Source organism: Mesorhizobium sp. CAU 1732 (assembly GCF_039888675.1).
In the GTDB taxonomy this organism is placed as follows: domain Bacteria; phylum Pseudomonadota; class Alphaproteobacteria; order Rhizobiales; family Rhizobiaceae; genus Aerobium.
This window is the reverse complement of record NZ_JBDQQR010000003.1, coordinates 297,434-321,805: the sequence shown is the minus strand read 5'-3', so window position 1 is coordinate 321,805 and position 24,372 is coordinate 297,434. Positions and strand designations below refer to the sequence as shown.

General features: G+C 64.4%; 25 protein-coding genes. 9 read left to right on the top strand and 16 right to left on the bottom strand.

The window, feature by feature from the left end; all coding sequences use genetic code 11:
- The 10 genes from AAFN55_RS23135 to AAFN55_RS23090 all read right to left on the bottom strand — a co-directional run bounded on the left by AAFN55_RS23135 (position 1) and on the right by AAFN55_RS23090 (position 7,920).
- Entirely contained in the window at positions 1-1,197 is a 1,197-nt protein-coding gene (locus AAFN55_RS23135) for a flagellar basal body P-ring protein FlgI (protein WP_347801339.1), read from the bottom strand.
- Complete coding sequence (gene flgA, locus AAFN55_RS23130) at positions 1,194-1,664, bottom strand: flagellar basal body P-ring formation chaperone FlgA (protein WP_347801338.1); 471 nt, start codon at positions 1,662-1,664, stop codon at positions 1,194-1,196. Before flgA ends, AAFN55_RS23135 begins: the two co-directional genes overlap by 4 nt.
- 5 nt (positions 1,665-1,669) lie before the next feature.
- Positions 1,670-2,458 (bottom strand): flagellar basal-body rod protein FlgG, encoded by a 789-nt coding sequence (flgG, locus tag AAFN55_RS23125; RefSeq protein WP_347801337.1) that lies wholly within the window; start codon positions 2,456-2,458, stop codon positions 1,670-1,672.
- An 11-nt stretch (positions 2,459-2,469) separates the two neighbouring features.
- Positions 2,470-2,715 carry a flagellar hook-basal body complex protein FliE gene (locus AAFN55_RS23120; protein ID WP_347801481.1) on the bottom strand — a complete coding sequence of 82 codons (246 nt, stop codon included), beginning with the start codon at positions 2,713-2,715 and terminating at the stop codon, positions 2,470-2,472.
- 83 nt (positions 2,716-2,798) lie between these two features.
- Entirely contained in the window at positions 2,799-3,215 is a 417-nt protein-coding gene (gene flgC / locus AAFN55_RS23115; RefSeq protein WP_347801336.1) for a flagellar basal body rod protein FlgC, read from the bottom strand.
- A 4-nt stretch (positions 3,216-3,219) separates the two neighbouring features.
- On the bottom strand, positions 3,220-3,600 hold the full coding sequence (gene flgB / locus AAFN55_RS23110; protein WP_347801335.1) for a flagellar basal body rod protein FlgB: 381 nt from the start codon (positions 3,598-3,600) through the stop codon (positions 3,220-3,222).
- Between the two features lie 78 nt (positions 3,601-3,678).
- A complete protein-coding gene (locus AAFN55_RS23105) occupies positions 3,679-4,644 on the bottom strand; it encodes a hypothetical protein (RefSeq protein WP_347801334.1) in 966 nt (321 codons plus the stop codon).
- Positions 4,628-6,025 (bottom strand): flagellar protein export ATPase FliI, encoded by a 1,398-nt coding sequence (gene fliI / locus AAFN55_RS23100; protein WP_347801480.1) that lies wholly within the window; start codon positions 6,023-6,025, stop codon positions 4,628-4,630. The genes AAFN55_RS23105 and fliI overlap by 17 nt, the downstream gene beginning before the upstream one ends.
- A 45-nt stretch (positions 6,026-6,070) precedes the next feature.
- On the bottom strand, positions 6,071-6,793 hold the full coding sequence (gene flgF, locus AAFN55_RS23095; RefSeq protein WP_347801333.1) for a flagellar basal-body rod protein FlgF: 723 nt from the start codon (positions 6,791-6,793) through the stop codon (positions 6,071-6,073).
- An 11-nt stretch (positions 6,794-6,804) separates the two neighbouring features.
- Positions 6,805-7,920 (bottom strand): DUF1217 domain-containing protein, encoded by a 1,116-nt coding sequence (locus AAFN55_RS23090; RefSeq protein WP_347801332.1) that lies wholly within the window; start codon positions 7,918-7,920, stop codon positions 6,805-6,807.
- Between the two features lie 158 nt (positions 7,921-8,078).
- Here AAFN55_RS23090 and motA point away from each other — a divergent pair, with 158 nt between their 5' ends.
- From motA to AAFN55_RS23060, 6 genes are read left to right on the top strand one after another with little or no spacing between them, the layout of a single operon-like run.
- Positions 8,079-8,954, top strand: coding sequence for a flagellar motor stator protein MotA (motA, locus tag AAFN55_RS23085; protein WP_347801331.1), 876 nt, complete (start codon positions 8,079-8,081; stop codon positions 8,952-8,954).
- 23 nt (positions 8,955-8,977) lie between these two features.
- Positions 8,978-9,907, top strand: coding sequence for a FliM/FliN family flagellar motor switch protein (locus AAFN55_RS23080; RefSeq protein ID WP_347801330.1), 930 nt, complete (start codon positions 8,978-8,980; stop codon positions 9,905-9,907).
- A 30-nt stretch (positions 9,908-9,937) separates the two neighbouring features.
- Complete coding sequence (fliN, locus tag AAFN55_RS23075) at positions 9,938-10,387, top strand: flagellar motor switch protein FliN (protein ID WP_347801329.1); 450 nt, start codon at positions 9,938-9,940, stop codon at positions 10,385-10,387.
- 42 nt (positions 10,388-10,429) lie between these two features.
- Complete coding sequence (locus AAFN55_RS23070; protein WP_347801328.1) at positions 10,430-11,440, top strand: FliG C-terminal domain-containing protein; 1,011 nt, start codon at positions 10,430-10,432, stop codon at positions 11,438-11,440.
- Between the two features lie 20 nt (positions 11,441-11,460).
- On the top strand, positions 11,461-12,549 hold the full coding sequence (gene flhB / locus AAFN55_RS23065; protein WP_347801327.1) for a flagellar biosynthesis protein FlhB: 1,089 nt from the start codon (positions 11,461-11,463) through the stop codon (positions 12,547-12,549).
- Positions 12,546-12,986, top strand: coding sequence for a hypothetical protein (locus AAFN55_RS23060; protein ID WP_347801326.1), 441 nt, complete (start codon positions 12,546-12,548; stop codon positions 12,984-12,986). The genes flhB and AAFN55_RS23060 overlap by 4 nt, the downstream gene beginning before the upstream one ends.
- Positions 12,987-13,165: 179 nt before the next feature.
- Here the strand turns inward: AAFN55_RS23060 and AAFN55_RS23055 are convergent, their stop codons facing one another.
- The 4 genes from AAFN55_RS23055 to AAFN55_RS23040 all read right to left on the bottom strand — a co-directional run bounded on the left by AAFN55_RS23055 (position 13,166) and on the right by AAFN55_RS23040 (position 17,234).
- The gene (locus AAFN55_RS23055) at positions 13,166-13,933 is read right to left on the bottom strand and encodes a helix-turn-helix transcriptional regulator (protein ID WP_347801325.1); all 768 of its coding nucleotides are present in this window, start codon (positions 13,931-13,933) and stop codon (positions 13,166-13,168) included.
- Between the two features lies 1 nt (position 13,934).
- Entirely contained in the window at positions 13,935-14,633 is a 699-nt protein-coding gene (locus AAFN55_RS23050) for a LuxR C-terminal-related transcriptional regulator (RefSeq protein WP_347801324.1), read from the bottom strand.
- A 402-nt stretch (positions 14,634-15,035) separates the two neighbouring features.
- Positions 15,036-15,821 carry a polysaccharide deacetylase family protein gene (locus AAFN55_RS23045; RefSeq protein ID WP_347801323.1) on the bottom strand — a complete coding sequence of 262 codons (786 nt, stop codon included), beginning with the start codon at positions 15,819-15,821 and terminating at the stop codon, positions 15,036-15,038.
- A gap of 12 nt (positions 15,822-15,833) precedes the next feature.
- A complete protein-coding gene (locus tag AAFN55_RS23040; RefSeq protein ID WP_347801322.1) occupies positions 15,834-17,234 on the bottom strand; it encodes an oligosaccharide flippase family protein in 1,401 nt (466 codons plus the stop codon).
- A gap of 243 nt (positions 17,235-17,477) precedes the next feature.
- On the opposite strand from AAFN55_RS23040, the gene AAFN55_RS23035 reads away from it, so the two are divergent.
- Both AAFN55_RS23035 and AAFN55_RS23030 read left to right on the top strand, forming a co-directional pair.
- Positions 17,478-18,413 carry a glycosyltransferase gene (locus AAFN55_RS23035; protein WP_347801321.1) on the top strand — a complete coding sequence of 312 codons (936 nt, stop codon included), beginning with the start codon at positions 17,478-17,480 and terminating at the stop codon, positions 18,411-18,413.
- Between the two features lie 195 nt (positions 18,414-18,608).
- Positions 18,609-20,012 (top strand): GumC family protein, encoded by a 1,404-nt coding sequence (locus AAFN55_RS23030; protein ID WP_347801320.1) that lies wholly within the window; start codon positions 18,609-18,611, stop codon positions 20,010-20,012.
- A gap of 267 nt (positions 20,013-20,279) precedes the next feature.
- Here AAFN55_RS23030 and AAFN55_RS23025 read toward each other — a convergent pair whose 3' ends face one another.
- A complete protein-coding gene (locus tag AAFN55_RS23025; RefSeq protein WP_347801319.1) occupies positions 20,280-21,080 on the bottom strand; it encodes a hypothetical protein in 801 nt (266 codons plus the stop codon).
- 875 nt (positions 21,081-21,955) lie between these two features.
- Between AAFN55_RS23025 and AAFN55_RS23020 the strand changes: the two genes are divergently transcribed.
- Positions 21,956-23,002, top strand: a complete 1,047-nt coding sequence (locus tag AAFN55_RS23020) for a preprotein translocase subunit SecY (protein WP_347801318.1) — start codon at positions 21,956-21,958, stop codon at positions 23,000-23,002.
- Positions 23,003-23,009: 7 nt separating this feature from the next.
- On the opposite strand, the gene AAFN55_RS23015 is transcribed toward AAFN55_RS23020, so the two are convergent.
- Positions 23,010-24,371: an O-antigen ligase family protein gene (locus tag AAFN55_RS23015; protein ID WP_347801317.1), complete on the bottom strand. Its 1,362-nt coding sequence runs from the start codon at positions 24,369-24,371 to the stop codon at positions 23,010-23,012.
- Position 24,372: the final 1 nt, after the last annotated feature.

Here is a 24,372-nt window from a genome sequence, read left to right as displayed (position 1 = left end):
CTATTGCAGCACGAGTTCGGCCTGCAGCGCACCGGCAGACTTGATGCCCTGAAGGATTGCAATGATGCCGTCGGGCTTCACGCCGAGCCGGTTGAGGCCCGAGACCAGCGTGTCGAGATCGGGACCGTCGAGCATTGCCACGCGGGCATCGGGCTGGCCTGCTTCGATCGCTGTGAAGGGCTCGATTTCGGTTTCTCCGCGCGAGAACGGATCCGGCTGGATAACGCGCGGCATTTCCGTGATGCGCACCGTCAGCGTGCCGTGGCTGATGGCGACGCGCGAGATGCGGACCTGCTGGCCGATGACGATGGTCCCGGTCCGTTCGTCTACGACGACGCGGGCGGGCGCGTCGGATTCGACGACGATGTTCTCGAGCTCGGCAAAGAAGCGCGCGGCCGAGATGTTGGCCGGCCTGGTGATGAGGACCGTGCGCGCATCCTGCTCGCTCGCCACGCGCTTGCCGAAGCGGTTCCGTGCGTATTCGTTGATCGCGTCGGTGATGCGCACCGCGGTCGAGAAATCCGGATTGCGAAGCTGCAACGTGAGCGTGGTATCGCTGCTGAAGGAGGCCGGAACCTGCCGTTCGACGATCGCGCCGTTCGGCACGCGTCCGCCGGTGGGGACGCCTTGCGTCAAGGTCTCCGCCTGGCCTTGCGCCGAAAATCCCGACACGATGACGGGTCCCTGGCCGACCGCGTAGATTTCGCCGTCCGGCGCGCGCAGCGGCGTCATGACGAGCGTGCCGCCGGCCAGCGATGTCGCATCGCCCATGGACGACACGCTGATGTCGATGCGGGCGCCCGACTGCACGAAGGGCGGAAGGTTGGCGGTGACGATGACCGCGGCGACGTTCTTTGCACGCGATGCCCCGCCTCGGGTCGATACACCGAGATTCTCGAGCATGGCGCGCATCGACTGCTCGGTGAACGGCGAGTTGCGCAGGCCGTCGCCGGTGCCTTGCAGGCCGATGACGAGGCCGTAGCCGACGAGCTGGTTGTCGCGTGCGCTCTGCAGCATTGCGACATCCTTGATCCGGGAGGTCACGAAGCCCGCACCCGACAGTCGGTCGTCGCGATAGACGCCGCCATAGGCCGCGCCGCCATAGACTTCCGGGCCACCCGGAAGCGCTTCGTCGGCATGGGCGAAGCCGCTCATGCCCAGTCCGATCACGAATGCGGCGACGATCGAGCGGATCATGAGGAGGACACCCGGATGGTGCCGTCGGCCATGACGACACCGCTGAACACCACGCCGCTGTCGATGTTGCGGACGCGAACCATGTCGCCGGCGGCGCCGGACTGGAGCGGGACGCCCGAGATTGCGATCTGCAGGCCGCCATGCACGAACATGACCTGGACGGGAGCGCCGGTCTCGACCAGATAGGCGTCGCGAACCGAGCCGACCGCGATCATGCGGCCGGGCAGAAGGGTGCGGCGCGCTACCTTACCGTCGAGTTGCTGCATGCCCACGACGACCGAACTCGGGTTCTTCAACTGGCGCCGCAGGGGCACTTCCTCCAGCGCATCCGCCGAGATCGTCTCGCCGGGATAGATGATGCGCGTCGGAATGATCACCGTCTCCTGCGCGAAGGCGGGCAGCGTGGCCGCCGCCAGCGGAGCCAGCGCTGCCGCAAGCAGGGTCGTGCGCAGGAAGCGGCGCATCATCGGTCCTATCTCATGCCTTGGGTGATGGTCGCAGCCATTTCGTCGGCCGCCTTGATGACCTTGGAATTCATTTCATAGGCGCGCTGTGCGGAGATCAGCTCGGTGATTTCCTTCACCGGATCGACGTTGGACGATTCCAGGTAATACTGCTCGATCGTGCCGAAGCCGGGATCGCCGGGAATGCCGACATTGGCAGCACCCGATGCCGGCGTTTCCTGGAACAGGTTGTCGCCCAGTGGCGCGAGGCCGGATTCGTTGGAGAAGTTGGCAAGCGAGAGCTGGCCGAGGTCCTGGAGTTCCAACTGGTCGGAGAAGCGCGCGAAGAACTGGCCCGACTTGTTGATGATGACCTCGACTGCCTCGCCGGGAATGACGATGCCGCCGGCGACGAGATAGCCGTCGGCCGTGACCAGTTCGCCTTCCGCATTGGTGTTGAAGGCGCCGGCGCGCGTAAACAGCGCTTCGCCGTTCGCGCCTTCGACCTGAATCCAGCCTTGGCCCGCGACGGCGACGTCAAGCTTGTTGCCGGTGTTGGTGAGCGCGCCCTGGACATGCACGTTGCGGATCGCGGTCGTCTTGACGCCGAGGCCGACATGGGAGCCTTCCGGCACCAGCGCCTGGTTCGCCCGGTTGGGGACGCCCTGCAGGCGCTCGACCTGATAGAGAAGGTCGGAGAATTCGGCGCGCGCGCGCTTGAACCCCGTCGTGTTGATGTTGGCGATGTTGTTCGCGATGACCTCGAGATTGGTCTGCTGCGCGTTCATGCCGGTGGCGGCGATTGCGAGTGCTTTCATCTCAGTTTTCCTCAGATCGCCATACGGCTGACTTCGAGATACGCGCTGACGATCTTGTCGCGGATGGCGACCGCCGCTTGCAGCGTCTGCTCGGCGCTCATTACGGCGTCGACCACTTCGCGGGTCTCGAGGTCGGCACCCTGAAGTGCCTTCAGGGACATGCTTTCGGCGTTATGAAGCTTGCCGACGGCGGTTTCGGAGGCTGCGGTCAGCGCCGCGCCGAAAGACATTTCCGGGTTGACGGTGGCGGGGCTCATGCCCGGGCCGGCGATCTTGGCGAAGCCGTCGAGCCCCCCGACCGCGGAGGCCGATTTTTCTACGGCTGTTAGTCCCTGGATCATTACTGGCCTCGCATCAGGTCGATGGTCATGGAAATGAGTTCGCGTGCCTGCTTGATCGATTGCAGGTTCGCTTCGTAGCTGCGGTTGGCCTCGCGCATGTCGGCCATCTCGATCAGCACGTTGACGTTGGGCATCTTGACGTAGCCGAGCTCGTCGGCCGCCTCATGTCCGGGCTGGAACTCGGACGGGAAGGCGGTGCGGTCGGGCGAGATCGCCGAGACCTCCACCATCCGCGCGCCGAGTGTCCTGTCGAGTTCGGCCGAGAACGTTATCGTCTTGCGCTGATAGGGGTCCGCACCGGGAAAATTGCCGGTCGACTGCGCATTGGCCAGGTTTTCCGACACGACGCGCAGGCGCTCCGACTGGGCGCTCAGGCCGGACGCGGCAACCTTCATCGAAGAAATCAATGCGTCCATCGCGTCAGCTCCTCGTCGTCATCATCAGCATGCGGTGAAAGGATTTGACGATCGCGGCGTTGAGCTCGAACGATCTGTGCACCTCACCCGACTTCATCAGTTCCGTTTCCAGAACCACCGAATTGCCCGACGGCATCAGCGGCTTGTCCTGGTTTTCCTGGCGAACGGTGAACGCCGCCGGCGTGCCGGCCGTCGACACGTGCATCGGATGCGTCGCGCGCATCGGCACGGTCTTCTGGTTGAGAACGGCCTCGAAAGGCTGAACGTCCATGGTGCCGTAGCCGGGTGTATTGGCATTTGCGATGTTGCCGGCCACGACGGTCTGTCGGACAGACAGCCATTGGGCCTGCTGGGACGCAAGAGCGAACAGATTGACGGGTTGCATCGCTACTCCTTCGAAGCGTAGCGATACTGTATGAGGTCAGTCTTGCGTGGACCTTGCGCGCGGCCTTGTCGGCCCGGATCAGGGCTGCAGTTCGACGACCTTGTCGAGGCTCGTCACCAGCACCCAGCGCCCGTCGCGCTTTTCGATGGATGCGACCCGGCTTGCGTCCGGCAGGCGCGATCCCGGCTGGACCACCCAGAGCCCGTCACCGTCTTCGATCATGGCCCGGCCGTTGGCGACGTGAACCAGCTTGAAGCCGACGAGATCCGACGGGAAGGGCTGGTTTGCGGCTGCGATAATCCGCGGGGGCAAGTCGTCGGCAGGAAGCGTCGCCGTCGGGAAAAAGTCGAGGTTCATCTTGGGAGCCTCGCCGGCCTCGAACGGCTTGACGATCAGGGGAGGCTGGAAGGCGACCTGTGCGGGCGCCGATCCTTCCCGGCTTCCCTCGAACACCATCTCACGCACGCCGAACTTTTCCTGATTGAGGAAGATGTACCAGGGAAACAGTGCGCAGGTGAGGCCGAGCGTGATGCCGAGCGCCGCGACGGTGACGTCGCCGCGGTCGATCTTCTTGCGCTTGGTGGGATTCCAAACCGGCCGGGCAGGCGAGGCGGCCGGGGCCGGCTTCCTGCCGAAGCCAAATCTGCGGCGCTTCGTTTCGGGCAGCCGGGGCTGTACCGGCGAGGCGGGTGCCTGATCCTGTCTGGCGCCTGCCGTCGCTCCTGCTGCCGGCGCAGGACGGGCATCGTTCCCCTTGGCCGGGCGCTCGATCCTTGCGGGCTGGTATTCCGGGTCATCGTTGGAGGGAGCCTGGTTGCCCCGTCTGAACCAGCGCGACATCAGGCCCTTGTTCGTCGCGGCCGGCGGGTCGCGTTTGACGCGCTCGGGCTGAACACGGATGCGTGGTGCTGCGGGCCGCACATCGTCCCTGTGGTTCCTCGCCGCATGGTCGGTGAGATAGACCGCGTCGTTGAGCAGGTTGATCAGGTCCTCGGTGTCTCGCGACAGTGGCTTGGCCGCGCCAGGCTTACTCGGCAGTTTCATCTGACGGCCTTTCCTTGCTCTTCAGATGACGCGCCAGATCCGTGAAGGGATCGAGCGAGGGGTTTTCGTGCGGCGACTGCGTCAGGGCTTCGTAGATGAACGGAACCTGCCTGACGGCGAGATCGAGCTCGGGGTCGGCGCCCGGCTGATAGGCACCCAGCAGACGGATGTCGCGGGTGTCCTCGAAGCGCGAAATCATGCTGCGCAGGCGCGTGACCAGCACCTGCTGGTCGCGCGTCCAGGCCTTCGGCGCCAGGCGCGATATCGAGGCAAGCGGATCGACCGGCGGATAGCGTCCCTGTTCGGCGATGCCCCGGCTCAACACCACGTGGCCGTCGAGAATGCCGCGAACGGAATCCGCAATCGGGTCGTTGTGGTCGTCGCCATCGACCAGCACCGACAGGATGGCGGTTATCGAGCCTGAGCCCATGACGCCGGGACCGGCGCGCTCCAGGAGCTTGGGCAGGTCCGTGAACACCGAAGCCGGATAGCCGCGCGCCACCGGCGGCTCGCCGATGCCGATCGCGACTTCGCGGAGCGCGTGAGCGAAGCGCGTGATCGAATCGAGCACCAGAAGCACACGGTCGCCGCGCTCGCGGAAATGCTCGGCGACACGCATCGCCATGTCCGGCGCGCGCTTGCGCATCATCGCGCTTTCGTCGCTGGTGGCCACGACCGCGACGGTCTTGGCGAAGCTCTCCGGCCCGATCGTGTCCTCGAGGAACTCGCGAACCTCGCGGCCACGCTCTCCGATGAGCGCCACCACGACGGTGTCGAAGGCTTTTGCGCCGGCCAGCATCGCCAGAAGCGTGGACTTGCCGACGCCCGAGCCCGCGAAGATGCCGAGGCGCTGCCCGAAACAGATCGGCGTGAAGATGTCGATGACACGGACGCCGGTGGAAAACCCTTGCGCGACGCGTTGGCGAGACAGGGCTGACGGCGCGTTGTTGTGAAGCTCCGTCTTGCCGCTGACGAGAGGGCCGGCACCATCCACCGGGCGGCCAAGCGCATCGACGACGCGGCCTTTCCACGACGGATGAGGCGCCGAACCCTGGGTGGTCTGGATCACGACGGGGTCGCCGATGCCTGCATCCTGATTGCGCTCATAGGGCGCGATGAGCACGTCGTTCGGCCCGATGCGCACGATCTCGCCCGACCGCAGCCCGGCCGAGGAACGGTGCTCGACCACATCGCCCAGTCGCGCACTGCCCGATATGCCGCGAACGCGATAGTGGCTCGGCGACACCTCGTCGATACGGCCCCCGTTGCGCAGCAGCGTGCGCCCGTTTCTAAAGCGCGACTGGACGCGCTCCAGCGCGAGCAGGGACGTGTCCCGATTGACGCCGGGCGCGACCGCCTCGACGGGCGGGGCCGAGGGCATCTCGCCGGTTTCGATGGCTTCCGGCAGGGTCGACATGGACCTGCCTTACCGCGGGCCGAGTGCGGAGATGGCCTGATCGAGCGCGCTCTCGCTGTCGCGCATCAAGGATGAGGCGTGCTCGAATGCGCGCTGCACCTGAATGAGGCGCGTGATCTCCAGCACCGGGTTGACGTTGGAGTCTTCCACGAAGCCCTGCGCGATGCCGACATCGATGCGGTCCACGATCGGTTCCGGTGCGCCAGACGGCACGATGCCCGAATTGCCGTAACGCGTGAAGTTGAGGCCCGGCTGGAACTCGTAGAGCCCGATCGCCCCGGCAAGGTTGCCTTCCTGACGCAATGTGCCGTCGGCTCCCGCCACGGGCGGTCCGCCCTGCGGATCGAGCAGAATGCCGGCCCCACCGGCGTCGAGAACCGGATAGCCTTCCAGCGTGACGAGTTCACCCGTTTCCAGCATGGTGAAGCGGCCGTCGCGCGTCATCACCGGGCCTCGCGGCGTTTCGATCGCGAACCACGCATCGCCCTGGATGACGAAGTCGAACGGGTTGCCGGTCTCGCGCAGCGGTCCGACCTGCGTCGACAGGTACGTGTCGCCGGCGGATGCGAATGAGACGGACTTTTCGCCGAGCCCACTCACGATGTCCTCGAACTTCACACCGGTCGCGCGGAAGCCGACAGTGCTCGCATTGGCGACGTTGTCCGCGATTGTGTTGAGGCGCTTCTCAAGCGCCATCTGCGAGGAGAGAGCGACGTAAAGTCCAGACTGCAAGATGTTGTTCCTTATCTCTTGATGGCTGCAATCGCCATCAGCGTATTCACGGAGATGCCGAACTCCATCGGCTGGAAAAGACCGACGATAGAGGATTGCGCCGACTGGGTCGGGTTGTTCACTTCCCACATCGTGGCGAAGCGCTCCATCATCTTCGAAACCTTCTCCGGATCCCGGAAATCTTCGAAGTTGATGCGGGATTCGAGCATTGCGGCCTGCTTGTCGATATCCATCTGCGCGATCGCATCGGGCAGGCCGAGATAGGTGCGGATCACGGTCGCCAATGCCCTGTCGCCGAGCAACTGATAGGCATTGGTGATGGTGCCGGCCGTGCGCTCGAAATAGAGCGCGAGGCGAACGCCCTCGTTTTCCTGGCCCTTGTTCTGTTCGAGCTGCTGGCGGACGAACTTGTCCACCGCCGGCCTCAGGGCAAGGTTGTATGTGGTCGCGCTTTCACCAAGGCCGGCGAAGTCGAACGACTTCGCAAACTGCGCCCAGTTCTCGTTCGTATGAGAATTGGCGGGACTTTTCGGATCCGACGTGCCGCCCTCGAGCATCTGGCGGATCAGCTTCTTGTCGGAGAGCGAAGCTTCCAGCCCGAACGCCTGAAGCGCAAAGGTCAGCATGCGATCGTTGTCGAGGAACTGATCGATCGAGGTGATGCTGCCGATGTTGGCTGCGTAGTATTGGGCTTCCTTGACGTAGGCCTCGCCCGGAACGCCGCCGTCGGGCGTGGCGCGCGTCAAATAGCGATCCGTCGTACCGTGGTTCGCCAGATTGAAGGTGGTGGCGTTCTCGCCGAATGCGGCGAAGTTGAAGCTCCTGACGAACTCCGCATAGCGCTTGTCGGTGAGCTTGTTGGCGAAGGCGTCAGGCTCGCTGACGCCTTCCTTCAACGCCTTGAGCATGAAGGCCTTTGCGTAGGCCATGTCCTCGAGACCATGCGCCTTCATGGCATAGTTGAAGAGGCGGTAGTCGTTGACGAATTCCTCGGCGGTTTTCACCTTGCCGATATTCTCGAGGTAATATTCGGTGTCGCGTTTGACGATCGGTTCGCTCTCGACGCGCGCGAGCGACTTATTCAGGTCACGGGTGACAAGCTGATAGCTCAAATACGTATTGATCACGCGTGCCTCCGCTGCAGCGTATCGGACCTCTCATGAATAGTGGAAAATGCTTGCGCGAAACTGAACGGGGCCGCTTCGGCGCCCTTGGCTTTCCTGTTCAAGCTTCGCGCAAGCCATGCGCGCTAGGCAGGAGGACGAAAGCGTCCGAAAGGTGAACCGTGGGCATTGTAATCGGATTTGTCGTCATATTTGGCTGCGTCCTCGGCGGCTATATGGCTATGGGCGGGCATCTGGGCGTGCTGTTCCAGCCGTGGGAGCTCGTCATCATCGGCGGTGCCGGCGTCGGCACGTTCCTGATCGGCAACCCGATGTCGACCGTCAAGGACACCGGCCGGGCGATCATGGAAGCGTTCAAGCAGGACGTCCCGAAAGAGCAGCATTATCTCGAGACGCTGGGCGTGCTGCACAGCCTGATGCGTGAGTTGCGCACCAAGTCGCGCAACGAGGTCGAAGCCCATATCGACAACCCGGAAGAGTCGTCGCTGTTCCAGGCGTTTCCGCTTGTTCTGAAGAACAAGGACCTGACCAACTTCATCTGCGACTATTGCCGCATCATCATCATCGGCAATGCGCGGCCCTTCGAAATCGAAGCGCTGATGGATGAGGAAATCCATACCATCAAGCACGACAAGCTGAAGTCCTACCATGCACTGGTCGTGGTGGGCGATGCGTTTCCCGCGCTCGGCATCTGCGCGGCCGTGCTGGGTGTCATCAAGGCGATGGGCGCGATCGACCAGTCGCCGGAGATTCTCGGCGGCCTGGTGGGAGCCGCACTCGTTGGAACGTTCCTCGGCATCTTCCTCAACTATGCCGTCGTCGGTCCGATCGCCCAGAAGATCAAGATCGTTCGCGACAAGAAGAACCGCCTTTACGTCATGGTGAAGCAGACGCTGCTTGCGTACATGAACGGATCGCTTCCGCAGGTCGCTCTCGAATTTGGCCGCAAGACGATTTCCGCTTACGATCGTCCCTCGATCGATGCAGTCGAGCAGAGCACGCTGCATGGCGGCGACGCTGCCCGCAAGGCGGCGTGATCGATGAGGCGTGAGGCACGAGCGTGACCGAATTGGCACAACCCCGCAATCCGATCGTCGAGCGCCTGCTCGGGGATACCGGCGAACCGGACCACCTCATCAAGGCCGCGCGCTCGCTCGGACTGCGGGCGTTGCCGGCCATCAGGCAGAGCCTGAACGAGCAGGTTTCCTACCCCATCGAGATCGAGATGGAGTCCGTCACGCTGTCGCGCATGGCCGAGGCCAAGCGGGCGGATGTCACGAACGACGCGCTCGTCGTCGCGGCTTCGGCGACGTCGCCCGACGCGCTGATGCTCATCGCCGATGCGGATGCGATCGCACTGCTGGTGAGCGCGCTTTTCGGCGGCGACCCCGACATGAAGGTCTCGCCGATCCAGCGCGACCTGACCTCGATCGAGCTGGAGCTCGCCTCCGTCGTCTTCGAGGCGACCGCCAAGGCGCTCAACGGTTCGGGCGTGCGCGCGCTGTCGATCAAGTTTCCGATGCTGTCCGCGATCTCGGGCGTGGATCTCAAGAAGCTCATCGTGCGCGACGGGCCGGCCGTGCGTATCGCATTCACGCTTCTGGCTCCCTCGGGCGAGGGGCGTTTCATCGTGATGATGCCGCAGCGCGTGCTGCTCCTGCATCGTGGCGACGGCATTGCCGACCAGGGCGACGAGCAGCAGCAGGAAAAGACGTGGCGCGCCCGCTTCAGCGAGGAAGTGATGCGTTCGGCGGTCAAGCTGGAGGCAACCATTCCGCTGTCTCGCATGACGCTTGCCGAACTTTCCGAACTCGTCGTCGGACAGGTTATCGAGCTGCCGGAGGCGGCGCCGGTCAACACGCGCCTCTCGGCGCGGCGCAAGACGCTCTACACCTGCGAGTTCGGCCGGCTCGGCCAGAACTTCACCGTTCAGATCATCGAGCCCTACGACGCGGGCAAGGAATTCATAGATGGGCTGATGCCGCGCTAGACGCGGCGTCACGTCTTCAAGGAGACTACCATGAACCCAACCACTCCTGATCTCGGCGGTTTCGGTGATTTGCCGAAGGGCCTCGGCGACGATCCTCAGGAAGACGACCTGAACAAGGCCATCGAGGAGCTGCGCGGCGTGCTCCACGACGAAGAAGCTGTGGAAATGGCGGGCGACGAACCGGTCGGCGCGAGCTTCGGCCAGCCCGGGAAGCAGGAGCGTTTCCAGAACACCAACGTCATCATGAACATCCCCGTCGACGTGCAGATCGTGCTTGGAAGCGCGGAAATGCCCGTGTCGGAGCTCATGGCGCTGCAAAAGGGCTCGACCGTGGCCCTGAACCGCCGGATCGGCGAGCCGGTGGATGTCGTGGTCAACGGCCGAAAGATCGCAAGCGGCGAGATCACCGTTCTCGACAACGATCCGTCGCGCTTCGGGATCAAGCTCACCCAGATCATTGATGCTACAAAGGCCGGGTAGCCTGTATAAACTACATCGGTGCGAATCGGGGACAGTGTCGGAATGAGCCTGGAAGGCAAGCTGACGAAGGCTCAGAAAGCTGCTGCCGTTCTGGTTGCCATGGGCAAGCCGTCGGCGGGCAAGCTGCTGCGGTTTTTCAAGCAGGAAGAGCTGAAAGCGCTGATCGACGCTGCACGCATGCTGCGGACCATTCCGCAGAGCGAGCTCGAGAACATCGTTGCCGAATTCGAGGAAGAGTTTGCCGAGGGCGCGGGTCTTCTCGACTCCGGCGACCAGATGGACAACATCCTGAATTCGACGCTCTCGCCCGAAGAGATCAGCGCGCTGATGGGTTGGGGCAAGCCTTCGCTGATGAGCGACGAGGCGCCTCCGATCTGGCCCGAACTTGCCGAACTGGAACCGGTGCGGCTCGGCCTGCTTCTCGGCGGAGAGCATCCGCAGACGATCGCGATGGTCTTTTCCAATCTCGAATCCCAGCCGGCGGCCAATGCGTTGCTGACCTTCGACAAGCCGATGCGCAGCGAAGTCCTCAAGCGCATGCTCTCGATGACGACGGTGCAGCCGGCCGCGAAGCAACTGGTCGAGAACCAGTTGCGCGCCCGCATCGCCTCCGACTCGAACGGCAAGGATGTTTCCGCCGGCCAGAGCCGCGTGGCGAGCCTGCTCAACGAACTCGACAAGTCGGTCCTGGACGAGATCGTCGAAGACCTCGAGGCCAGCGGCGTCGACGGCATCGAAGGGGTCAAGGCACGGCTGTTCACCTTCGACGACATCATCGGGCTCGACCAGAAGTCGCGCGTCACCTTGTTCGACGGCCTGTCGACCGAGATGGTGACGATGGCGCTGCGCGGCGCGCCTGCCGACCTGACCGAGGCCGTGTTGTCGGCGATCGGCGCACGGTCGCGCCGCATGATCGAATCCGAACTGACCATCGAGTCCGACGCGGCGACCGCAGCCGAGATCGGCAAGGCCCGCAAGCGAATCGCGGCGACCGCAATCGGTCTGGCTGCGACGGGCGCAATCGACATGCCATCGATGCAGAGCGCGGCCTGAGGGCCTGAACGGAAGGCTCCATGTCCGACGAGCCGGACAAAGACAGCAAAACAGAAGACGCCTCCGAAAAGAAGATCCGTGACACGATCGAGAAGGGGCAGCTTCCGTTCGCCAAGGAATTGCCCGTCGTGGGCTCCTTCCTGGCGATTCTGGTCTTCATGATCTTCATCGCGAAACCCGCCACGATCGAACTCGGCGGGTTCCTGTCGATGTTCGTCGAGCGGCCGGAAACATGGTCCTTGTCGACCGAGCATGATGCGATGCTGCTCTATCGCCAGGTCTTTCTCGAAATCGCCAAGGTGCTGGCAGGGTTGATGGCGCTCCTGGTCGCGGCGGGGATCACCGCGTCCGTCGCGCAGAACGTGCCGCGCATGGTTCTGACGCGGGTTCAGCCGAAGCTTTCCAACATTTCCTTGAAAAAGGGCTGGGGCCGGCTGTTCGGCCAGAAGGGACTCGTGGAATTCGCCAAGTCGCTGGGCAAGCTGGTCTTTGCGGGCGTGGTGCTGACCCTCGTCATGCGCGGGTCGGAGACCCGGCTTTTGGCCGGCATGATCACCCAGCCCGAAGCCTTCGGCGCGGTGATCCGCGAGATGGCCATCGAGATCGTCATCTCCATCACGATCATCATGGTGGTGATCGCGCTGGTCGATCTCCTCTGGACGCGCTTTCACTGGCTTCAGGATTTGCGCATGACCAAGCAGGAGGTCAAGGACGAGCACAAGCAGTCCGAAGGCGATCCGATCATGCGCGCGCGGCTGCGCTCGCTGCAGCGCGACCGCGCACGCCGGCGCATGATCAGCGACGTGCCGCGCGCAACGCTCGTGATCGCCAACCCGACGCACTATTCGATCGCGTTGCGTTATGTCCGCGAAGAGACCGCAGCCCCCGTGGTCATTGCCAAGGGGCAGGACCTCGTCGCCCTGAAGATCAGGGAGATCGCGGAGCAGAACGACATCCCCGTCTTTGAAGACGTGACGCTCGCACGCTCCATGTACGATCAAGTTTCGGTGGATAGTGTGATCCCGCCTCAGTTCTATCAGGCGGTCGCCGAACTGGTTCGGGTCCTTTACGCAAACAAGGCAGCACCCGCTGCAAAGGTGACGTCATGATTCGTCAGCCCCATTCATCGGCACGCGAGCTCATCGTCGCGGAAACGATCAAGGAAGTGGTCAGCGAGCTTCGCCTTGTCGAAGTCGCCGACTACATCGCCTACATCCGGCTGGAGCGTTTCGCCTCCGTCGCCGACCTGGTCGACTCCGCTGCCGAGCTCTACTTTCTGCCCGGCACGCTCAAGCTCGGCCATGGCGGGGAGGCGCGTGCGAGCTGGTCCAAGCCGCCGAGCATCGTCCTCGATCTCGAACTGCGACCGCAGGGCGCGACCGTCTATTTCGCGCTGACGATGTCGGCGCGCCATGCCTCGGTCGAGGTCCACTACATCGCTTTCGACAATGCTTCGGACGATCCGCTGATCAACAATGCGTTTCTCGCGGAGACACTGGAACGGTGTCGTATCCGCAAGACGGTCGGCGCCGGCGCCAGCCGCTAGAGCATTTCAATTTTTACCGAACACCCCCTCCGTCCCTTCGGGCCACCTCCCCCGTAAACGGAGGAGGATCCCCGTCGAGGACGGCCGCAACGTGGATCCCCCCCCTTTTCATGGGGGGCCGCCGAAGGCGGTGGAGGGGGTGTTTCGCGCAACGCGATGCCACCTCATCGGGAACCGCTCTAGTCGATCAGTCCGCAGCGTATGGCCTTCGCCACGGCATGGATGCGGTTGACCGCATTCAGCTTCTGCGTCGAATTCGTCAGATACTGGTTGGCCGTGTGAACGGAGAGCCCGAGCGTCGCGGCGATCGCGTCGCTGGTCAGGCCGTTTGCCGTCAGGCGCAGGCACTCGATCTCCCGCTTCGAGACGACGGGCGTCTTCGCGCAGGTCGGCGTGCGCTGCCGCGCGACCTCCGAAAAGAGCGAGAAACAGCGTGCGTGCGTGTCGCACAGGGCGGCCTCGTCCAGCATCATCTCATTGCCGGCGAAGACGATAGCGCCGGCGCGTACGCGCTCGACGGAGACCGGAAATGCGATCGCCGATGTGCCGGGAGACAGGCAGTCGACCTGCGTCGTCCAGGCGCGGGCCGTTGCGGTCAGGAATGACGGCTCCTCGTCGGGACGCCACCAGTGCGGCACCGCGCTGCCGGCAAGCTGGCGAGCGAACGGTTCGGCCTCGCGCGACGAGATCGTGCGCGACAGGAGCGACACGCCGGGAAATTCGTTGTCGAAGACGGGGACCAGCCTGTGGCCGTCGGTCTGCGGCCCAAGGAAGAACAGGCCGTAGCTGTCGGCGCTGATGCTGCCTGCGATCGCCCTGCATTGACGCACGGCGTCGGGGAGCGTGCCGGATACCGGTGCCGCGCGGTCGAGAGGGGGCTGCCACTGTACGGGCATGTCCTGTGCGGGCAGTTCCGGGCTTTCCAGCAGTGCCGTGTCCGTCAACATCTCAGATGATCCCACTTCTGATCGCGGTGGCGATAGCCATGGCGCGGTTGCTTGCGCCGAACTTTTGAATTGCATGCGCGACGTAGCTGTTCACGGTGTTGGACGAGACACCGAGTATCAGTGCGACCTCATCGGTCGTCTTGCCCTCCGACACCCATGCGAGGCATTCGCGTTCGCGCTCCGACAGAGGGCCGCTTGCCGCCTGTCCGCGAGACTTCGCGAAATACTGGTTGAGTGCGTAGGTGCATTTCATGTGGGCGCGGGCCAGCGCCAGGATATCCATGAGACGCGGCGCGCTGGCCGAGAACAGCGCGAAAACGGTTGCGCCGTTGAGCGAGATCTTCTGGCAGCAGATTTCCGCCGTGCCGTGATCGTGCAGCGCGCGCTTTTCCGTCGCCGACAGGAACGTGGAGTTCGCGACGCCGAGCATGCGGGGCGCTGCACCGGCGCCGGTGGCCAATCCGCTCTCGACGATGCTGGCGATGCCGGCCGAGCCGAGTTCCTCCAGCGCATCGAACACCCAGTTGGACGTGATGATCTGGACCGATTTCGAACCGCGCTCCACGGACGGCTCGACGAGCATGTAGCGCTCGGCGCCCACGTCCGCGCAGATGCGTCTCAGCAGGGACGCCAACTCCGCGCGCGAGGTCACCGGTGTCGCGGTGTTCTGCCTGTCGGAAATCACGGTGGCGTAGGTCATCGGTCCGATGTCTGCCGGGTTGCTGCTTGCGCCCACCCATCTCTGGACAGGCTCTGAAAACTGCGCACGCCAAAACGCATGCCGACGCGATTGCGCGGGCTGTCCAACTGACGCGACTACGGACAAACACTGGAAAAGGGTGCGTGAAAATCACGCTGGAACAAACGCCGAGGCACTCGTTCCCGTACTCAAGTTGGGTGTGGAATTGCAGCCGAAGTCACGTTCGCCACATTGGCGCCCAGCCTCCGGATCGTCCCCACTCGCTCAAGCCCGCCTGCTTTCACTTTGATACGTATCCGTTTGATTCGCGTCAAGATTTCGACGTGATACAAAACGTTAAAAGTTGATTGATGTGGCGAAAATGACTCTCTCGCGCTGTGCGGGGGGCGTTGGCGGAGTGGGTCAGCGCGCCGCCGTTCGTGCGGTTTCGAAGGCCTCGCCAACAGGGAGAACGTCGCATCCGGCTGCAAGCACGCGATCGATCGCGCGCTCCAGGAGTTCGGGGGAGCAGCCATGCTCGCTTGGACCGGACTGCACATCATGCGTGTAGAAGATGAGCCATGCGTTCTTTTCGACCGCTTCGGCGATGATCCGGTCGAGACCTTCATCGTCCAGCCGGCAATCGTAAAGCTGCACGGCGCGAAGCTGGGCGCGGTCGATCGATCCGACATTCAAACCATGGCGTACGCCGCGGCAGGTGGCGAAGCGGTTCGCGGCCTGTCGCTTTCGCATGAAGCCGACCGCGCCATAGGGATAGGCGAAGCTGTCGAGCGAAACGCGCGGGTCGCGTGCGCTAAGCCACGCCGCGTTGCGCTCGAACTCGGATGCGAGCGTCTCCTCCGACAGCGTCTGAACGATCGCGTGCGAATGTGTGTGGCACCCCACCTCGTGTCCGGCGTCGAGAAGCGCGCCGACGTCATCGGGCGAAAAGAAGCGCCATGGACCGTAGGCAGCGTCTGCGAGGCCGCCTGCGAGGTAGAAGGTGCCCCGGCAGCCGCGCTCCGAGAGAAGCCGCGCTCCGTTCGTGATCGCGCTGTCGGGCACGTCGTCGAAGGTGAAGCTGACGAGAGGCCGCTGCGGCGCGATGGTCACCGGCGACCGGCGAAACCACAGGGCGCCGGCGCGGCCGATCCTGCTGATCGGATCGTGGCGGGAGCCTTCTTCCATGTGAACGGATCTGTCTGTCATGAGGGCACCGTTTCAGCGTGCGAAGGCGATCACGTGCCTCATGGCGAGGCGCATGGCGAAGAGGTCGTAGTGCCACAGGATGATCGTCCCGCTTCCGACGATCAGCGTGATGTTGGCAAGAAGGCGCATCAGCTCGTCGGCGACCACGCGATCGACCGCCAGGTGCAGCATCCAGACGACCGCGCCCACAGCCGCGATCTTCGCGATATCCAACGCCGGCACCGGCATACGGAAATCGGCTGAGCGCCAGAGCGCGACGAGGGCACAACTCGCGCACTGGCCTGCGATCAGCGCGATCGCCGCGCCGTGCTCGCGATAGACCGGCACCAGAGCGAAGACGAGGGTGGCGGTCACGAGGAGCTGAAGCGCTGCGGCGTAGAACTGCACCATGCCAGAGGGCAGGAAATAGACGACCTGGCCGAAATAATAGGTTCGGAAGACGAGGATCGAACTCGCGACCAGCAATAGCGGGAGGAGGTCGCGTGCGGTTGCGTGGAACTGCTCGCCGAAGAAGACGGTCACGATCGTATCCTGCAGCGCGAGCACGAGCAGCGAGCCGAAGACCGTGATGACCGCGATCGAGCGCATGGCCTCGCGCAAGGCAGAGCGCGCATCCGTCATGCGGCCTTCGGTGACGGCACGCTTGGCGACGGTGACGAGCGACAGCACCACCACCTCGCCGAAAACGAAGAAGCCCTGTTTGAGAAAGTCGGCCATCGCGCCATAGGGGCCGACGCTGGCCGAGCCGTGATAATGGCCGAGCGCGATGCGGTCGATGTTCTGCGCAAACGCCCAGGTCGCGCCTGCCAGCATGAGCGGCCAGCCGTAGCGAAACAGCTCCAAAGCCATCTCGCGATTGAAGAATTTGAAGAGGTGGGCGCGATAGCTGACGAACATCGGGATCGCAGCGCCCAGATGCGCCAGCGCGACGGCGATCGGCAGGGCCACTGGATCGTGGAACGTCGTGAGCGCGACGCTTCCTGCAACGACGATCAGGACCGCGCGTAGCATCGTGGTCGTGCCCGACAGCAGGACATGCATGCGTGTCCGCGAGGCCTGAACGGAAAAATCATAGGCCGCGAGGCCGGTCGTCGTCAGCCCCAGCGCGAGCGCGAGCGACGGTGTCAGATATCCCTGCGCAACCAGCACGGCGACGGGGAGAGAGGCGACGATCAGGGAGACCACCATCATCGCCAGCGCGGTCGACATGTAGCTGTCGAACGCATCTTCCCGATATCGCGCGAAAAAGGCCTCGTTGATCCACGAGGTGAGAAGGCTGTGGAAGACGAAGGCCCAGGCCAGCACGAGCAGGTAGATGCCGTACGTCTCCACCCCGCCCAGCCGCGTGAAGATCGCGACCGCAGCAAGGTTCAGGATCGCGGATGTGACCCTGCTTCCGAGAAATACAAGCATGCCTGTCTGGTGCCGCATCCGGTCGCCTCGCTCTCCCTGTTGCCTCGCCCGTGTTTCGATTTTCCATAAAGCAAGTCGCATGCCGGTTTGTGAATTCGGGCGCGATGAGCCGCTGCGCCGCCATTTCGAAGATGGCCCGGCGTTTGCAACGCCTCGAACAGGTGGAACGGGACACCATGAAACGTCCCACATCGATACAAACGGAGCGTGTTCGATGAGCCGGACTGGCATGGGGAAACTGGAATGGCACACTCCACCGCGCGGGGTGAGGGCATGACGATCAGCGTCGTTATCGCCGTGCGCAACGGCGAGCGCTTCATCGCCGAGACCGTTCGCAGCGTTCTCGCGCAGGGCGCCTGCGTCCGCGAAGTGATCGTCGTGGACGATGGCTCGGTGGACCAAAGCGTGGACGAGGCGCTGTCGCATGGCGATCCGCGCGTTCGCGTTCTCACCAATCCCGGACGCGGCGTCTCGGCGGCCCGCAATCACGGCGTCGCGGATGCGCATGGCGACTGGCTGTATTTCATTGATGCGGACGATCTCGTTCGTCCAGGCGCGCTCGACGCCCTGCTCGATGCTTCTGAACAGGCTCCCCGCGCGGGACTGATCTATGGCGACTATGATCGCATCCGGCAGGACGGCGCGCCGATCGGACGCCGCAAGCATTTCATGCCCTATCGCGCAAAGCCCAGCGGAGACGTGCTGGAGGCGATCGTCCAGAAGAATTGCATGGTCCTGGGAGCCCAGATCGTGCGGCGCGCGGTCTATAATGGCTGCGACGGGTTCGACGAGCGGCTGCGCGTCGCCGAGGATTGGCACTTCTGGTGCAAGGCTGCGGCCGTCACCGAATTTCTGTTCGTGCCCGACCTTTGCGTCATGAGCTACCGGGTGCACGAGGCGAGCGCGATCCACTCGCGGCCGCTGCCCTTCGAAGCCCTGGCGCCGGCGATCGACACGGTCTATCGCGACGCCTCCATCCTGCGGCGGCTCGATCCGGCGCAGGTCCCGCGTTTCAAGCGACGGGCCGAGGCCGCGCAGTTGAGCTACGTCGCGTCCGTTGCCGTTCGCCGGCGCACCTACGCCGCCGGTCTCTCCATGATGGTGCGATCCATCCGACGCGATCCCTCGCAAGGACCACGCACGCTTGCGCAGTTCGCAGGCGCGTTCGTGGGGCTTTAGGTAACCGGGATCGTTAGGATTTGCAGCATCATTTGAACGAAATGCGTACGGATCGGGAGTAGACTGGCGAAATCGTCGGCTCTCCGGACAGTTTGGACCAGCGGGCAGGTGTTGAAGATCGAGGCAGTGCCGCGATCGCCTGCAAACGGAAAGCGAAAGAACCGGCAAGAGCCGGTTCAGGCGAGGATGCGGACTATGACCATGGCCAATTACGAGGATCTCAAATCCTATCAGCAGAGCGGGCGAGGGCGGCCCGACGAGCCGGCGTTCCTCGACGTGCGCAATTTGATGGCGACGCTTCGTGGAAGCCTGCCGCTGATCCTCGGCACGATGATCGCGTTTGCCGTGCTGGCGGTGGTGATTTCCCTCATCCTGCCGAAAAGCTACGTGGCATCCACGCGCATCCTCGTCGATCCGCGCGGCCTGCGCGTCGTCGAGAACGAGGTGACGCCGCCCAGCCAGACGACGGACGCGAACTCGGCGATCGTCGAAAGCCAGATGCGCGTGATGATTTCGGACAGCGTGCTGAGCAAGGTGGTCGTCGAGCAAAATCTCGGTACCGACCCCGAATTCGGCGCCAAACGCGGTACGCTCGACGGCGTGCAGGCCATGTTCGGCATGAGCGGCAATTCGACCGAAACGCCGGAGCTGCGCGCCCTGCGGGCGCTGTGGAGCGCCGTCAGCGTCAACCGCACGCCTGAGAGCTACATCATCGACCTTTCGGTCAAGACCGGCGATCCCGTCCGCTCGGCGCAGATAGCGACCGCGATCGCCGACACCTACGTCAATTCGGAAGTCGAACAGCGCGGCAGCACGGCGCGCCGCGCATCGGCAGCGCTCTTCGGCCGCCTCGACGAGTTGCGCAACAATCTCACGCGCGCCGAGGAAGCGGTCGAACGCTACCGCTCCGAAAACCGCATCATCGAGGCCGACGGCGCGTTCATGGACGAGCAGCAGGTCGCCCAGCTCAATGCGGAACTCACCCGCGCGCAGGTCGAGACGTCGCGCGCCGAGGAGAAGTATCAGCAGATCAGCCGTGCGGTGAGCAGCGGCGCGGGCATCGAATCGCTGCCGGAAGTGCTGCTCTCGAGCACCATCGCCCGGCTGCGCGAGGTCTATGTCGCGACCTATCGCGAGGAACGCTCGCTCAGCCGCGACCTGATGGGGCGGCACCCCTCGCTGGTGCGTGCGCGTGAAGAACTGGCGGCGCTGCGCAGCCAGCTCGACGCGGAGATCAGCCGCATCGCGGTGTCGGCGGAGCGCGAACTCGACCGGGCGCGCGACAACCAGACACGCCTCGAAACGCTCGTGCAAACGTCGATGAACACATCGCTCGGAACCAAGCAGGCGCTGGTGCAACTGCGCGAATTGCAGCGCAACGCGCAGGCGAGCAAGATGGTCTACGAGTCCTATCTGATGCGCGCTCACGAACTGGAAGAGCAGCAGGGCCTGAACACCACCAGCGCGCGGATCATCTCCGAGGCCCTGCCGCCCGAGAAGCCGCGCGGCCTGTCGCTCGCCGCCGTCCTCGTGCTCGCGCTTGCTGCTGGTGCCGGCGTCGGCGCAAGCCTCGCGCTCGCCCGCGCCGCGATGGACTGAGGGGTGGTGTTCCTTCTCCCCGTTCACGGGGAGAAGGTGGCACGTAGTGCCGGATGAGGGGCGGCGCGAAGGCGTCAGGTTCTGGCTGGTTCTATCCCCATCGTCCTTATCTTTCCGCAAAGATATCCAACGTTCGCGCTGCCCCTCATCCGCCCTTCGGGCACCTTCTCCCCGCAGGCGGGGAGAAGGAAAGTCGACGCGCGTCCTCGCTGCCACGCCCCGTTTCCGGTCTGGCCATTTCGGGAATCCGTTCGCCGTCCCGCGCCGTCATGATGTGTCGGGCGGCTCCATTGCCCAGAGAGCCAGGCCATGGAGGGTGGCGAGCGCGTCGTGGACCTCGTGGGTTGGTCGGGAGCGCGCGCCGGGCGGGCGGCCGGGACGCAGCGGCCAGACGCGGCGACCACCCGCACCCCGTCTCGCAATCCTTCGCTCCCCTCCGATGGCCTGCCGACCCTTCCCGCAAAAGGGAGGGTCAAGTGCGGCACCGTGGTTTCTGTTTTGCGCACTTATGGCGTCGCGGTTTGCGCGCCAGCGCGCGAAGCGGCGGGCGTGGGCGGGCAGATCGTCGAGTGCGCGACCGAGCGCCTGCAGGCGCAGCGCGAGACGCGCCGCGTCGATCGGATCGTCGGCCCGAGGCGGGCGGCGCAAGGCGACTATGGACGGCGCGCTGAAGCCGGGAACGCGGATGCGTGGCACGCCAAGTGCCGCCGGCCGCCTGCGTCCGCGCCATCGCGGCAGCGGATCGAACAGCGGCAGGGTCATCGTTCTGGCCGGGGTTTTCGGGGGCGTGCCGGGATGCGCCACCGGTTTGCGATGCGCGACAGGCGCTGGCTGCGTCGCCTTGCGCGTCGGCGGTGGGTCCATGTCACGCGCGGCGACGATGACCAGCCGCCGCGCCGCGGCTTCCGCCGGGCGCAGCAGCCGCAGCACGGCGCGGTGGAGATGGCGCGGCAAGGTGGTGGTGCGGTCTGCGTTGTTGCCGCCGGTGATGCCGGCGAGTGCCACAAGGGTTACCAGCACGCGCTTCAGCGCCTGACGGTTCGTCTCGATCGCGGCCTTCCAATCCATCGCATCCTCCGCGCCCATTTGGTCAGGGCGGCGGGATTATCGCGCGGGTCGGGAGGGGGGTGGATAAAATGGGGCGGGGTTCGGAGGGGGTATTTCGCAAGTGGCTGATCGGGCTTGGGAAACGGTTTCGGCGATGTGAAATTCTCTCCACCGGCGATCTCCACCTCGATTTCGTCATTCTCGGGCGACCGGAGCGCAGCGGAGGAAGACCCGAGAATCCATGCCTCGCCGGTGGGTGACAAGCGGGGTGGTCCCGATGGTTCGCGGTCTCTGGTTCCCCGGATAAGCGCCCGGTTCTGCCCCATCCAGTGGTGGGACCGGCGAGGCATGGATCCCCGGGTCTGCGCATCGAGCTTCGCTCGACGCTCCGCCCGAGGATGACGAAGTGGAGTGGGATGCTCATCGACAACCGTCACCGCCTCCGAATCTGGCTCAGTTGAAACCACCTCACCTTAGCGATCTCCACCCCACTTCGTCATTCTCGGGCGACCGGAGCGCAGCGGAGGGAGACCCGGGAATCCATGCCTCGGCAGTTGGTGACGAGCGGGGTGGTCTCGGATGGTCGCAGGCGCGCCAAGTTCTGCACCACCGAGCAACGGAGCCGGAGAGGCATGGATCCCCGGGTCTGCGCCTCTCGCTTCGCTCAAGGCTCCGCCCGAGGATGACGAAGTGGGTGGGGGGATGCCTTGAGGATGACGAAGTGGGTGGGGATCGTTCGTGTACTTCGCCCGAGCATGACGACGTGGGGTGTGACCAGGCAAGCGGACGGCAAGGGCGCTTGCGGCGGGGAAGCCGGTTGTTACCATGGCGTTATGACCGATACACCGACACGATTCGAAGGCACTCCGACCGTTGCATGGCGCGTGGCGGGGGTGATGGCGGTTGTGTTCGTGGTCTACATAGTCGGGTCGCGCATTCCGCTTCCCGGGCTCGATACCGAGCGATTGATCCAGCAGGCGGGCTATTCGAGCGGCTTTCTGGCGCGGCTGTCGATCTTCGCCCTTGGCATCGTCCCGTTCTTCAGCGTCCTCGTCCTTGCGGAGATCGCCAAGCTTGCCATTCCGCCGCTGGCCAGATGGCAGATGGCCTCGGAGGCAAACGCCAACAGGCTGAACCTCGTCATAGTCGTCATGGCGCTCCTGATGGCGGGCCTGCAGGCCTATGGGATCATGGTCGCGCTGGAAACGTCCGGGCTGGCCGGTCCCGATGCCATCGCGTTCGTGCCCGTCGGCATCGCATGTCTCGTGGGAGGCGTCGCGGTCCTGATCTGGATAGCCCACGGGATCGAACTCCCGAACCGCGTTGCCGGGTTCTGGCTCCTGCTCGCGATACCGTTCCTGTCGGCGCTGCCGCCCGAGCTCGTATCCGGGCTGGAGATGGTGCGGATCGGAGCGACCCCGGCCGCGGACGGATGGACTGTCGGTCTCTATGTGGTGGCTGCCGTGGTGCTCGCGGTCTATGCCAACGGCCTTCTTTCCCGCCGACATGGCGATGGCGACACGGATCGCATCCTGTCGCCGGCAATTCTTCTGTGGCCGCCGTTCCTGGCGTCAGCGGTGGCGGGTTATGTCGTTGCGCTGGTTTCGCCATTCGTCGCGGTGGACATGGCGATGTCCGACCAGGCGACCAGCGACTTCATCTGGCTGGTTTCGAACGCCGTCCTGATGCCGTTCTTCGTGTGGGCCTATGCGCGTGTCTACATGCCGCCGGGCATGGACGCCGCGCGCAAGCGCGAGGTGACAGTGGTGCTGGCGATCGTCGCCGCGATCCAACTGGCGATATGCGTGGGAGCAGACCTTTTCCATCTGTACCGGCCTCTGCCGCTGGATCTGGACGGAACGTATATCATCGTCGTCGTGACGGTGATGCTGACGCTGGTGCGCTTTCCGGCACGCGAGGCGGCCGTGCAATCGCGGGCTTGAGGCTCGCTCACGCCTTGCGCAGGCGTTCGCTCATGTTCCAGAAGATGCCGATCGCGAGGCCCGACAGCATGGCGTGGTAGATCGGCGCGTCGAGATCTTCCGTGAGGCACCAGACCAGCACCACGAAGACGATGCGCGAGAGATAGGCCATCTCCAGCCGCGCTTCCATGGTCAGGAATGTGCCGCGTGACAGCGAGATGAGCTGTATCGCGGCGATGCGGACGAGCAGCGTCGCGTAGTAGGCGAGGAACAGGATCAGGCCGATCAGACCGGCGCGGGTGAAGACCGAGACGACGCTGGAATGCGAGCCGATCGGGATCGCCGGAAAATACTCGTTTTGCGGCTTGATGCCGAGGCCCATCAGGAGGTTCTGGTCGAGCACCATGCGAACCGCGATCTGATAGGTGGCCATGCGCGATTCCGTCGAGCCGGCGCGCGCATCGGCGACCGACTGGGCCATGGATTCGATGCCGGTGACGATGTCCGACGCGAAGAACAGGAGCCCCGCGACGATCACCGGCCCGAGCAGGATCGCCGCCAGCTTCAACCCGCCGCGCCACAGCGTGACGACGAGGAGCAGCGACGCGACATAGGCAAGGCCGGTGGTGCGGCTGCCGAAAGGAATGAGCATCGGCAGGATCGACAGCTCGGCCGCGATGGCCCAGCCGAAGCGACGCTTGCGGATGAGATAGACGACCGCGATGAGGCCGAGCAGCACGACCTGCATCGCGCTTTCGGTGGCGTAGACGCCCATGCCGTGGATGCGCGACTGCACGGCGCCGGCGATCCAGTCGGAATCGACCACGACATTGTCGACGTAGAGTTCGAGGATGCCCGGCAGGCCGGGAATGCGGCCCAGCAGGAGCGCGTCGAAGGAGTATCGGACCGTGCCGGTGGCCGCGATCCAGGCCTGTACGGCCACCATGTAGAAGACATAGGCGAGGTAGGCGTAGAACGCCGCGCGATAGACCGCGTCCTTCGGCCATGTCCCGCGCCGCGTGCGCGCGGCGTTGTCGATCTGGCGGCCGTGATTGATGAACAGGATGAAGATCAGCATCAGCGCGATGTTGTAGAGCGCCGCCAGCGCGCGCTGGCCCTGATAGTCCATGATCATGGCCAGCAGCAGGGACATCAGGAGCGCCCCCACCACGGTCACGAGCTGCCATTCGGGCAGCGAGAGGCGGACGATGCCGAAGGCGAGGAAGGCCGAGACGCCGAAAATCCAGGGCAGGCTGGTGCCCAGGAACCAGTTGAGCGGCAAAGCGACGATCGTTGCCGTGATCAGGAAAAGCTGGAAGGCGCGCGCATCCGTGATGATGGGCGCGGCGGCCTTGCGAGCGCGAATTCCGGAATGGTCGATCGCCGTCATC

Excerpts from the sequence above, each read along its gene's own strand:
- AAFN55_RS23055 (WP_347801325.1), bottom strand. The coding sequence starts at position 13,933 with ATGTTGACGGACACGGCACTGCTGGAAAGCCCGGAACTGCCCGCACAG.
- AAFN55_RS23020 (WP_347801318.1), top strand. The coding sequence starts at position 21,956 with ATGGCGGTTGTGTTCGTGGTCTACATAGTCGGGTCGCGCATTCCGCTT.
- flgC (WP_347801336.1), bottom strand. The coding sequence starts at position 3,215 with ATGGACGCATTGATTTCTTCGATGAAGGTTGCCGCGTCCGGCCTGAGC.
- AAFN55_RS23135 (WP_347801339.1), bottom strand. The coding sequence starts at position 1,197 with ATGATCCGCTCGATCGTCGCCGCATTCGTGATCGGACTGGGCATGAGC.
- AAFN55_RS23120 (WP_347801481.1), bottom strand. The coding sequence starts at position 2,715 with ATGAGCCCCGCCACCGTCAACCCGGAAATGTCTTTCGGCGCGGCGCTG.
- AAFN55_RS23025 (WP_347801319.1), bottom strand. The coding sequence starts at position 21,080 with ATGGATTGGAAGGCCGCGATCGAGACGAACCGTCAGGCGCTGAAGCGC.
- AAFN55_RS23105 (WP_347801334.1), bottom strand. The coding sequence starts at position 4,644 with ATGAAACTGCCGAGTAAGCCTGGCGCGGCCAAGCCACTGTCGCGAGAC.
- flgA (WP_347801338.1), bottom strand. The coding sequence starts at position 1,664 with ATGATGCGCCGCTTCCTGCGCACGACCCTGCTTGCGGCAGCGCTGGCT.
- AAFN55_RS23035 (WP_347801321.1), top strand. The coding sequence starts at position 17,478 with ATGGCACACTCCACCGCGCGGGGTGAGGGCATGACGATCAGCGTCGTT.
- flgG (WP_347801337.1), bottom strand. The coding sequence starts at position 2,458 with ATGAAAGCACTCGCAATCGCCGCCACCGGCATGAACGCGCAGCAGACC.
- AAFN55_RS23015 (WP_347801317.1), bottom strand. The coding sequence starts at position 24,371 with ATGACGGCGATCGACCATTCCGGAATTCGCGCTCGCAAGGCCGCCGCG.
- flgB (WP_347801335.1), bottom strand. The coding sequence starts at position 3,600 with ATGCAACCCGTCAATCTGTTCGCTCTTGCGTCCCAGCAGGCCCAATGG.
- fliN (WP_347801329.1), top strand. The coding sequence starts at position 9,938 with ATGAACCCAACCACTCCTGATCTCGGCGGTTTCGGTGATTTGCCGAAG.
- AAFN55_RS23060 (WP_347801326.1), top strand. The coding sequence starts at position 12,546 with ATGATTCGTCAGCCCCATTCATCGGCACGCGAGCTCATCGTCGCGGAA.
- flhB (WP_347801327.1), top strand. The coding sequence starts at position 11,461 with ATGTCCGACGAGCCGGACAAAGACAGCAAAACAGAAGACGCCTCCGAA.
- AAFN55_RS23030 (WP_347801320.1), top strand. The coding sequence starts at position 18,609 with ATGACCATGGCCAATTACGAGGATCTCAAATCCTATCAGCAGAGCGGG.
- AAFN55_RS23070 (WP_347801328.1), top strand. The coding sequence starts at position 10,430 with ATGAGCCTGGAAGGCAAGCTGACGAAGGCTCAGAAAGCTGCTGCCGTT.
- AAFN55_RS23050 (WP_347801324.1), bottom strand. The coding sequence starts at position 14,633 with ATGACCTACGCCACCGTGATTTCCGACAGGCAGAACACCGCGACACCG.
- fliI (WP_347801480.1), bottom strand. The coding sequence starts at position 6,025 with ATGCCCTCGGCCCCGCCCGTCGAGGCGGTCGCGCCCGGCGTCAATCGG.
- AAFN55_RS23045 (WP_347801323.1), bottom strand. The coding sequence starts at position 15,821 with ATGACAGACAGATCCGTTCACATGGAAGAAGGCTCCCGCCACGATCCG.
- AAFN55_RS23040 (WP_347801322.1), bottom strand. The coding sequence starts at position 17,234 with ATGCTTGTATTTCTCGGAAGCAGGGTCACATCCGCGATCCTGAACCTT.